Annotated in this window: 10 protein-coding genes; 1 reads left to right on the top strand and 9 read right to left on the bottom strand. The window is 60.9% G+C overall.

Features of this window, described 5'->3' with window-relative positions; all coding sequences use genetic code 11:
- Positions 1–189: 189 nt before the first annotated feature.
- From ACIF4X_RS25215 to ACIF4X_RS25195, 5 genes are read right to left on the bottom strand one after another with little or no spacing between them, the layout of a single operon-like run.
- Positions 190–825: an SCO family protein gene (locus ACIF4X_RS25215; RefSeq protein WP_397484170.1), complete on the bottom strand. Its 636-nt coding sequence runs from the start codon at positions 823–825 to the stop codon at positions 190–192.
- Positions 822–1,721, bottom strand: a complete 900-nt coding sequence (gene cyoE, locus ACIF4X_RS25210) for a heme o synthase (RefSeq protein ID WP_397484169.1) — start codon at positions 1,719–1,721, stop codon at positions 822–824. Before cyoE ends, ACIF4X_RS25215 begins: the two co-directional genes overlap by 4 nt.
- Complete coding sequence (locus tag ACIF4X_RS25205; RefSeq protein WP_397484168.1) at positions 1,709–2,788, bottom strand: heme A synthase; 1,080 nt, start codon at positions 2,786–2,788, stop codon at positions 1,709–1,711. Before ACIF4X_RS25205 ends, cyoE begins: the two co-directional genes overlap by 13 nt.
- A gap of 10 nt (positions 2,789–2,798) precedes the next feature.
- Entirely contained in the window at positions 2,799–3,392 is a 594-nt protein-coding gene (locus tag ACIF4X_RS25200) for a hypothetical protein (protein WP_397484167.1), read from the bottom strand.
- Positions 3,358–4,098 (bottom strand): SURF1 family protein, encoded by a 741-nt coding sequence (locus tag ACIF4X_RS25195; RefSeq protein ID WP_397484166.1) that lies wholly within the window; start codon positions 4,096–4,098, stop codon positions 3,358–3,360. Before ACIF4X_RS25195 ends, ACIF4X_RS25200 begins: the two co-directional genes overlap by 35 nt.
- A gap of 71 nt (positions 4,099–4,169) precedes the next feature.
- Between ACIF4X_RS25195 and ACIF4X_RS25190 the strand changes: the two genes are divergently transcribed.
- Positions 4,170–4,373 carry a twin transmembrane helix small protein gene (locus ACIF4X_RS25190; RefSeq protein ID WP_007911731.1) on the top strand — a complete coding sequence of 68 codons (204 nt, stop codon included), beginning with the start codon at positions 4,170–4,172 and terminating at the stop codon, positions 4,371–4,373.
- A gap of 9 nt (positions 4,374–4,382) precedes the next feature.
- Here the strand turns inward: ACIF4X_RS25190 and ACIF4X_RS25185 are convergent, their stop codons facing one another.
- From ACIF4X_RS25185 to coxB, 4 genes are all read right to left on the bottom strand, one after another.
- Positions 4,383–5,270, bottom strand: a complete 888-nt coding sequence (locus tag ACIF4X_RS25185) for a cytochrome c oxidase subunit 3 (protein ID WP_397484165.1) — start codon at positions 5,268–5,270, stop codon at positions 4,383–4,385.
- Between the two features lie 25 nt (positions 5,271–5,295).
- Positions 5,296–5,847, bottom strand: a complete 552-nt coding sequence (locus ACIF4X_RS25180) for a cytochrome c oxidase assembly protein (RefSeq protein ID WP_129387132.1) — start codon at positions 5,845–5,847, stop codon at positions 5,296–5,298.
- 129 nt (positions 5,848–5,976) lie between these two features.
- Complete coding sequence (gene ctaD / locus ACIF4X_RS25175) at positions 5,977–7,563, bottom strand: cytochrome c oxidase subunit I (RefSeq protein WP_034152254.1); 1,587 nt, start codon at positions 7,561–7,563, stop codon at positions 5,977–5,979.
- Between the two features lie 82 nt (positions 7,564–7,645).
- On the bottom strand, positions 7,646–8,577 hold a 932-nt coding region (gene coxB, locus ACIF4X_RS25170; protein ID WP_397484164.1), incomplete at its 5' end, for a cytochrome c oxidase subunit II.

Raw genomic sequence — 8,577 nt, 5'->3', positions numbered from 1 at the left:
GAGAGGGCTAGGGTGAGGGGATTTTAGGGGCCGACCGAGCTGTCTGGCGTCATACATCGACCTGGCAGACCGAGTTGATTATGGATTCAGCGGATAACTTTCAGGTCGGCGTAACTCTTGAATATCCCCCAATCAGTTCCCTCTCCCTCCGGGAGAGGGCTAGGGTGAGGGGCTTTTGACTTTAGGCGATTACTTACGGTTAAGCATCACCGGCAACTGCCCGACTAATTTGGCATTATTCAACGGCGCCCGGATAAACCCGCGCTGCGTGCCATCCGGCCCGATCACCGCCAGATTCCCGCTGTGATCCACGGTGTAATTCGGCTTACTCGTATCCGCCGGAATAAACGGAATGCTCACCGCATTCGCCACCTTCTGCAGCTCTTCAATCGAGGTCGGTGTCAGGCCGATGAACTGCGGATCAAAGTAGCCCAGATACTGCTTCAACTGCTTCGGGTTATCGCGGTTCGGGTCAACGCTGACCAGCACGATCTGCAACTTGTCCACAGCGTCCTTGGGCAGTTCACTCTTGATCTGCCGCAACTGGGCGAGGGTGGTCGGGCAGATGTCCGGGCAGAAGGTGTAGCCAAAGAACAGCAGGCTCCACTTACCTTTGAGCTCGTTGATCGCCACCGGTTTGCCGTCCTGATCGGTCATCGTCACGTCCGGCAGATTGCGGCTCTGCGGCAGCAGGATGATGCCGGCGTCGATCAGCGCGGTGGGGTCGCCCTGGCCCTTGCCGCTCAGCACTTTGTTGACGGTCAGGCCGAGGATCAGCGCGATCACGGCGACGAGGATGAAGACGGTTTTCTGGGTTCGAGTCATAGGTTCAACAGTAAGTAGTGGTCTACGAGCAGGGCGATAAACAGCAGGAACAAGTAATAAATAGAGTACTTGAAGGTGTTGATCGCCGCGTGCGGCCGAGTGCCACGGTACAGCACCACGGCCCATTGCAGAAACCTTGCGCCCAGACCGAGGGCGCAGATCAGGTAGAGCACACCGCTCATGTGGATCACGTACGGCAACAGACTCACCGCCAGCAGCGCGAAGGTGTACAGCAGAATGTGCACTTTGGTGTAGTGCTCGCCGTGCGTGACCGGCAGCATCGGGATGTCGGCCTTGGCGTATTCCTCTTTGCGATGAATCGCCAGCGCCCAGAAGTGCGGCGGGGTCCAGGCGAAGATGATCAGCACCAGCAACAGCGGTTCGGCGCTGACGTGGCCGGTGGCGGCTGTCCAGCCGAGCAGCGGCGGGGCGGCGCCGGCGAGGCCACCGATGACGATGTTCTGCGGCGTCGCGCGTTTGAGGAAGCCGGTGTAGATCACGGCGTAACCGAGCAGCGAGGCCAAGGTCAGCCAAGCGGTCAGCGGATTGGTGAAGGTCAGCAACAATGCCTGACCGAGCAGCGCCAGCACCAGCGCAAAGGTCAGTGCCGCCGCCGGCGAAACTCGTCCTTCAGCGAGCGGCCGCTTGTGCGTGCGCGCCATCACCGCATCAATGCGCCGGTCCACCACATGATTGACCGCCGCCGCGCCACCGGCACATAACGCAACCCCCAGATTGCCGAACACCAGCACCGTCCACGGCACCCCGGCACGGGTCGCGAGGAACATGCCGACCAGCGAGGTGATCAGCATCAGCACCACGACTTTCGGTTTGGTCAGTTCCAGATAATCACGCCAGATCGCCTGATGCGGGCGTTCGCCAATCAGAATCGCCACGGCGTTTCTCCTTTTATTGTGATGGGCGCGGCCGAGTGTTTACGCGGACTCAGGCGCCAGCGCGCGAGCACCGGCTGCTTGACCCGGACCAGACTGGTGCGCGCGTGATAGTTGACCAGCACCATGGTCAGCAATAGCGCCGCGCCGCCCGCGTTATGCGCGACCGCTACCGGCAGCGGTAAATGGAACAGCACATTGCTGATGCCAAGGGTGATCTGTGCCGCGAGGGCAATCACCACCAACCCGGCCAATCGCGTCATGCCAACCACTTTCAATTGCCACGCCAGGCCGAGCAACACCAACGTCACCAGCAGCGCGCCGATACGGTGAGTCAGATGAATCGCCGTGCGTGCATCACTGTCGAGCTGCCCGCCCAGATAGTTCGGACCGATGTGTTGAGTCAGGTGAAACCCGTTGGCGAAATCCGCCGGTGGCAGCCATTGACCGTGGCAGGTCGGGAAGTCGATACACGCCACCGCCGCATAGTTGGAACTGACCCAGCCACCCAACGCGATCTGGCCAATCACCAGCAACAATCCCGCCGTCGCCCAATACTGCAAACGCCTGGGCACGGTCAGCGCCGGCAGCACCCCGGACAACCGCAACGTCAGTAAAAACAACAGGCTCAGCGTCGCAAAACCGCCGAGCAAATGCCCGGTGACCACCTGCGGCCAGAGCTTGAGCGTCACCGTCCACATACCGAACGCCGCTTGCGCGAACACCACCGCCAGCAAAAACAGTGGCAGCTTCAACGGCTGCCCCGGATGACGCCGATTGACCCACGCGCGCCCGGCCAGAATCGAAATCAGCAGGCCGAGGGTGCCGGCGAAGTAGCGGTGGATCATCTCGTTCCAGCCCTTGTGCGCCTCCACCGGCGAATCGGGGTAATGCAGTTCGGCATGGGCCAGTTGGGCTTCGCTTTTCGGCACGCTGATAAACCCGTAGCAGCCCGGCCAGTCCGGACAGCCGAGGCCGGCGTGGGTCAGGCGCGTATAGGCGCCGAGCAGCACCACAATCAGTGCCAGCAGGGTGGCAAACAGCGCGAGGCGAAATCCAGGTTTGGCCATGACGATGCCCTTATCCGATGTTCGACAGTTTCAGCAGATGACGCAGGTCGTTGAGCAGATCCTTGCCTTTCACATTCGGTTCGTAACGCAGCACGAGGTTGCCGTGCGGGTCGATGATCCACAGCTGCGGCGTGGCCTTGTCGCCCGTCGTCTTGCTGAACACACCGGCGTCCAGCGGATAGCGCTGCAGTTGCGGATATTCGCGGGTCAGCTTGGTTTCGTAATCGGCGCTGACGGGTTGCGCAACAGCGAGTGCATGGCTGGCGCGGCCGGCATCGCGGCCGAGGCCGATCTGGATCTGCCGCGCCAGATACACCAGTTGCTGGCAATCCACCGCGCAATCCTTCGGCGCGGTGACCAGCATCTGCCAGCGCTCCTCGTCGGCTTGCACGCCGAGGTCGGCGCGGGTCTGGCCGTTGCCGATCAGTTCGCCGTGATAGCTGCGACCCTCCGGTACCCAGAACTGCAATTTGTACATGCCGGTGGCGAGCACCATCGGCCCGATCACACCGAGCAGGATCAGCAGCAACTGAATGCGCCCGCGACGACGGGTAGCGGCAGGTTTCGCCTCAGACATGCTGGGTGGATTCATGGCCGTTCCCATGGTGGTTCTCCTTTGCGTTGTGCAAGCCCAAATAGACGTAGAGGCCGAGCAGGGCGGTGGCCATGGCGAACCACTGCACGGCGTAACCGAGGTGTTTTTCCGGGCCCATGGCGACCACCGGCCAATCGGCCTCGTAGCTGGCCGGGCCGGGTTCGGCGCGTAATTCGTAGGCGAAGCCGTCACGGTCGAGGGTTTGCCACAGCTTGGCGGGTTCGACGGCGGTGATGGTTTGCGGCCAGGTGCTGCTGACCGGATCAGCGTGCAACTGGAAGGTCGCGCCGGGGGCGACGTAGACCCAGGCATCGACATTCAACGCCTCAGTGGGCGTAGTGAATTGCGGCGGCACACGGCGATCCGGCCACGGCAACCAGCCACGATTGACCAACAGCCACAAACCGCTGCGTTGATCCTGAAACGGTTGCAGCAACTCGACGCCGACCTTGCCGTTACGTTGGCGGTTATCCAGCAGCAGACTGTGCGCAGCATCGAACTGGCCGTGCAGGTGCACGCGGCGATAGGCCGGATCGGCGCTGCTCAGCAATTCAGTGCTGGCCATCGGTTCGGCTGCGCGGCGTTCGGCGTAACTGGCGAGCAGTGCGCTTTTCTCGGCGCCACGGCTCAGTTGCCAGAAGCCCAAAGACACCAGCAGCGGCAGTAATAAAGCGACCACCACGGTCGGTATTACGCCCGGGCGAAAACGCTTCATGGCTGCGCCACAAAGTCAGTCGTTGCGATCGCTATACTCAACTGCATCGCCTGTCCCCCGGAGTTCTTCCCATGCTCAAAACAGCCATCGTCCTGATGCTGATTGCCACGGTGATCAGCCTGTTCAGCGGCCTGTTTTTCCTGGTCAAGGACGACAGCAGTTCCAATCGCCTGGTCATCGCCTTGAGTGTTCGGGTGGCATTGGCCGCTGCCACCGTCGGCTTGATCGCCTGGGGCTTTTACAGCGGCCAATTGGTCTCGCATGCGCCTTGGTAGGGTTGATCCTCAGAGTACGTAAACGAAGATAAACAGGCCGATCCACACCACGTCGACGAAGTGCCAATACCAGCTCGCCGCTTCGAAGCCGAACTGGTGCTCGTTGTCGAAATGGCCCTTCATGATCCGCATCAGCATCACAAACAGAATGATCGTGCCGATGGTCACGTGGGCACCGTGGAACCCGGTGAGCATGAAGAACGTCGCGCCATAAATGCCCGAACCGAGGGTCAGCCCCAGTTCGTGGTAGGCGTGCATGTATTCCTCGGCCTGGAAGCCGAGAAATGCGCAGCCCAGCAGCACGGTGATCGCCAGCCAGATTTTCAGCGCGCCGCGGTGGCCCTTCTTCAAGGCATGGTGGGCGATGGTGATGGTCACGCTGGAGCTGACCAGCAAAATCGTGTTGATCAGCGGCAGGCCCCACGGGCTGATGACTTCCTTCGGTGGCGGGAACAGTTTCGGGTCCGGCGTGTGCAGCAGCGGCCAGGTGAACTGGAAGTTCGGCCAGAGCATATGCGCGATGCCTTTTGTGCCTTCGCCGCCGAGTGCTGGTCCGGAAACGTGCCGCACATAAAACAGCGCACCGAAGAAGGCGACGAAGAACATCACCTCGGAAAAGATGAACCAACTCATGCCCCAGCGGAACGAGCGATCCAGCTGCGCGCTATAGAGCCCCGCGCGGCTTTCCTTGATCACCGTACCGAACCAGCCGAACAGCATGTACGCCAGCAACAGGCCACCGACGAAAAAGATGTACGGGCCGTGGGATTCCGGGCGCGCCGCTTTCAGATCGTTGAACCAGGTGGCGAGGCCGTACACGGTGATGGCCATGCCGAAGGTGGCGATGATCGGCCATTTGCTCTGGGCCGGAACGAAATAGTGCTCATGAGTTGCCATTTATTGTTCTCCTTATCGGGCACGCTCAACCGCCAGTGTTTACAGCCACCGGCGGATGTCGGGCGGTGATATCGAACAGCGTGTAGGACAGCGTCAGGTGCTTCACATCCTTGGGCATGTCGCGGTCAACAATGAAGCGCACCGGCATCTCGATCTGCTGACCGGGCTGCAGCACCTGCTGGGTAAAGCAAAAGCATTCGGTCTTGTGGAAATACGCCGCCGCATTGCTCGGCGCGATGCTCGGCACGGCTTGCGCACTCATCGGTTTGTCGGTGGGATTGCGCGCGATGAAGATCATCTCGTTGACCGCGCCGGGGTTGGCGGTGAGTTCGTCATGTTTGGGGTAGAAATCCCAGGGCATGTCGACGTTATTGGTCGACAGAAACTGCACACGCACCTGGCGGGAAGTGTCGACCACTTGCTCACCCTCGTACTGCCCGGCGGTCTTGCCGTTGATGCCGAAGGCTTTGCACATCACGTCGTAGATCGGCACCAGGGCAAAGCCGAAAACAAACATCGCCAGCACCACCCCGAGCAGGCGGGTGACGAGTTTTTTCATTGATACCGAGTCAGCCATGATTTTCAGCCTCCACACGAGTCCCTGTGGGAGCTGGCTTGCCAGCGATGGCTGCCTGCCTGACACACTGCGCTGGCCCTATCGCTGGCAAGCCAGCTCCCACAGGGTTTGTCACAGGACTGATGGTGTTCATTTCACTTCCGGCGGTGTGGTGAAGGTGTGATACGGCGCCGGTGACGGCACGCTCCACTCCAGACCTTCCGCACCGTCCCACGGTTTGGCCGGTGCTGGCGGGCCGCCGCGAATGGTCTTGATCACGATGAACAGGAAGAAGATCTGCGTGGCGCCGAACATGAACGCACCAATCGAGGAGACCATGTTGAAGTCGGCGAACTGCAGGTTGTAGTCCGGAATCCGTCGCGGCATTCCCGCCAGTCCCACAAAGTGCATCGGGAAGAAAGTCAGGTTCATGCCGACAAACGACAGCCAGAAATGCAGCTTGCCGAGGGTTTCGTCGTACATGTGGCCGGTCCATTTCGGCAGCCAGTAGTAGGTCGAGGCGAAGATCCCGAAGATCGCTCCCGGCACCAGCACGTAGTGGAAGTGCGCGACCACAAAGTAGGTGTCCTGATACTGGAAGTCCGCCGGGGCGATGGCCAGCATCAACCCGGAGAAACCGCCGATGGAAAACAGGATCACGAACGCCACGGCAAACAGCATCGGCGTCTCGAAGGTCAGCGAGCCTTGCCACATGGTGCTGGCCCAGTTGAACACCTTCACTCCGGTCGGCACCGCGATCAGCAGCGTGGCGTACATGAAGAACAGCTCGCCCACCAACGGGATGCCGACCACGAACATGTGGTGCGCCCAGACAATGAACGACAGGAAGGCGATGCTCGCCGTCGCGTAGACCATCGAGGTGTAGCCGAACAGCGGCTTGCGCGAGAACGTCGGGATGATCGAGCTGACGGCGCCGAACGCCGGCAGGATCATGATGTACACCTCGGGATGCCCGAAGAACCAGAACACGTGCTGGAACAACACCGGGTCACCGCCACCAGCGGCGCTGAAGAAACTGGTGCCGAAGTGGATGTCCATCAGCATCATCGTCACGCACCCGGCGAGTACCGGCATCACTGCGATCAGCAGGAACGCGGTGATCAGCCAGGTCCAGACGAACAGCGGCATTTTCATCAGCGTCATGCCGGGCGCGCGCAGATTGAGGATGGTCGCGATTACGTTGATCGCGCCCATGATCGAACTGATGCCCATCAAGTGGATGGCGAAGATGAAGAAGGTCACGCTTTCCGGCGCGTAGGTCGTCGACAGCGGCGCATAGAAGGTCCAGCCGAAGTTCGGCCCGCCACCGGGGGTGAACAGGGTCGAGACGAGGATCAGGAACGCCGCCGGCAACAGCCAGAAGCTGAAGTTGTTCATCCGGGGCAGGGCCATGTCCGGCGCGCCGATCATCAACGGGATCATCCAGTTGGCGAGGCCGACAAACGCCGGCATCACCGCCCCGAAGACCATCACCAGACCGTGCATGGTGGTCATCTGGTTGAAGAACGCCGGCTCGACGATTTGCAGCCCCGGCTGGAACAGTTCGGCGCGAATCACCATCGCGAACGTACCGCCGAGCAGGAACATGGAAAACGCAAACCACAGGTACAGCGTGCCGATGTCCTTGTGGTTGGTGGTCAGCACCCAGCGCATCAGGCCTTTGGCGGGGCCGTGGGCGTGGTCGGCATGACCGTGGTCATCGATGACAGCGCTCATGGCCGGTCTCCTTTACGTGAGTGGATAGGGCAGGCCGGGGCGCGCGGCCCCGACCGGTTCACGAGGTACGCGATAGACCGGCTCATTTGCTTTCCGCCTGTTTCAGCTCCAGCACTTCTTTTGGCGTGACCATGTCGCCCTTGTTGTTGCCCCAGGCGTTACGTTCGTAGGTCACGACCGCTGCGATATCGACTTCCGACAGTTGCTTGCCGAACGCCGCCATGGCGGTGCCGGGCTTGCCGTGGAACACCAGACTCAGGTGCGCTTCTTTCGGTCCGGTGGCGATTTTCGAGCCCTTGAGTGCCGGGAACATCGGCGGCAGGCCCTGGCCTTCGGCCTGGTGACAGGCGACGCAAGTGGTGTGGTAGATCTTGTCGCCACGTTCCTTGAGTTCGTCGAGGGTCCATTCCTTGCTGGTCAGCTCTTTGAGCTGCGCGGCCTCGGCTTTGCGGTCGGCGAGCCACTTGTCGTAGTCGGCCTTCTCCTTGACCTCGACCACGATCGGCATAAAGCCGTGATCCTTGCCGCACAGTTCGGCGCATTGACCGCGGTAAATGCCAGGCTTGTCGATGCGCGTCCACGCCTCGTTGACGAACCCCGGAATCGCATCGCGTTTCACCGCGAAGGCCGGCACCCACCAGGAGTGAATAACGTCGGCGGAAGTCACAAGGAAGCGTACTTTGGCGCCGGTCGGCAGCACCAACGGCTTGTCGACCTCAAGCAAGTAGTGCTCGCCCTTGGTTTCCTTGTTGTGGATCTGCTCGGCGGGGGTGGCCAGGTTGCTGAAGAACTCGACGTCCTGGCCCAGGTATTTGTAATGCCATTTCCACTGATAACCGGTGATCTGGATATCGATATCCGGCTCACTGGTGTCGTACATCTTGATCAGGGTGGCGGTCGCCGGCACGGCCATCGCCACCAGAATCAGGAACGGTACGACGGTCCAGAGAATTTCGACGGTGGTGCTTTCGTGGACTTTTGCGTCGACATGCCCGGTAGAAAGGCGGTGCACCA

This window comes from Pseudomonas sp. NPDC085632 (assembly GCF_044541255.1).
Lineage (GTDB): Bacteria > Pseudomonadota > Gammaproteobacteria > Pseudomonadales > Pseudomonadaceae > Aquipseudomonas.
This window is presented reverse-complemented; position numbering and strand designations above follow the sequence as displayed.

Bases quoted from the DNA above. Each gene is read 5' to 3' on its own strand.
- ACIF4X_RS25190 (WP_007911731.1), top strand. From the start codon at position 4,170: ATGCTCAAAACAGCCATCGTCCTGATGCTGATTGCCACGGTGATCAGC.
- ACIF4X_RS25200 (WP_397484167.1), bottom strand. From the start codon at position 3,392: ATGGGAACGGCCATGAATCCACCCAGCATGTCTGAGGCGAAACCTGCC.
- ACIF4X_RS25185 (WP_397484165.1), bottom strand. From the start codon at position 5,270: ATGGCAACTCATGAGCACTATTTCGTTCCGGCCCAGAGCAAATGGCCG.
- ctaD (WP_034152254.1), bottom strand. From the start codon at position 7,563: ATGAGCGCTGTCATCGATGACCACGGTCATGCCGACCACGCCCACGGC.
- ACIF4X_RS25215 (WP_397484170.1), bottom strand. From the start codon at position 825: ATGACTCGAACCCAGAAAACCGTCTTCATCCTCGTCGCCGTGATCGCG.
- ACIF4X_RS25180 (WP_129387132.1), bottom strand. From the start codon at position 5,847: ATGGCTGACTCGGTATCAATGAAAAAACTCGTCACCCGCCTGCTCGGG.
- ACIF4X_RS25195 (WP_397484166.1), bottom strand. From the start codon at position 4,098: ATGAAGCGTTTTCGCCCGGGCGTAATACCGACCGTGGTGGTCGCTTTA.
- ACIF4X_RS25205 (WP_397484168.1), bottom strand. From the start codon at position 2,788: ATGGCCAAACCTGGATTTCGCCTCGCGCTGTTTGCCACCCTGCTGGCA.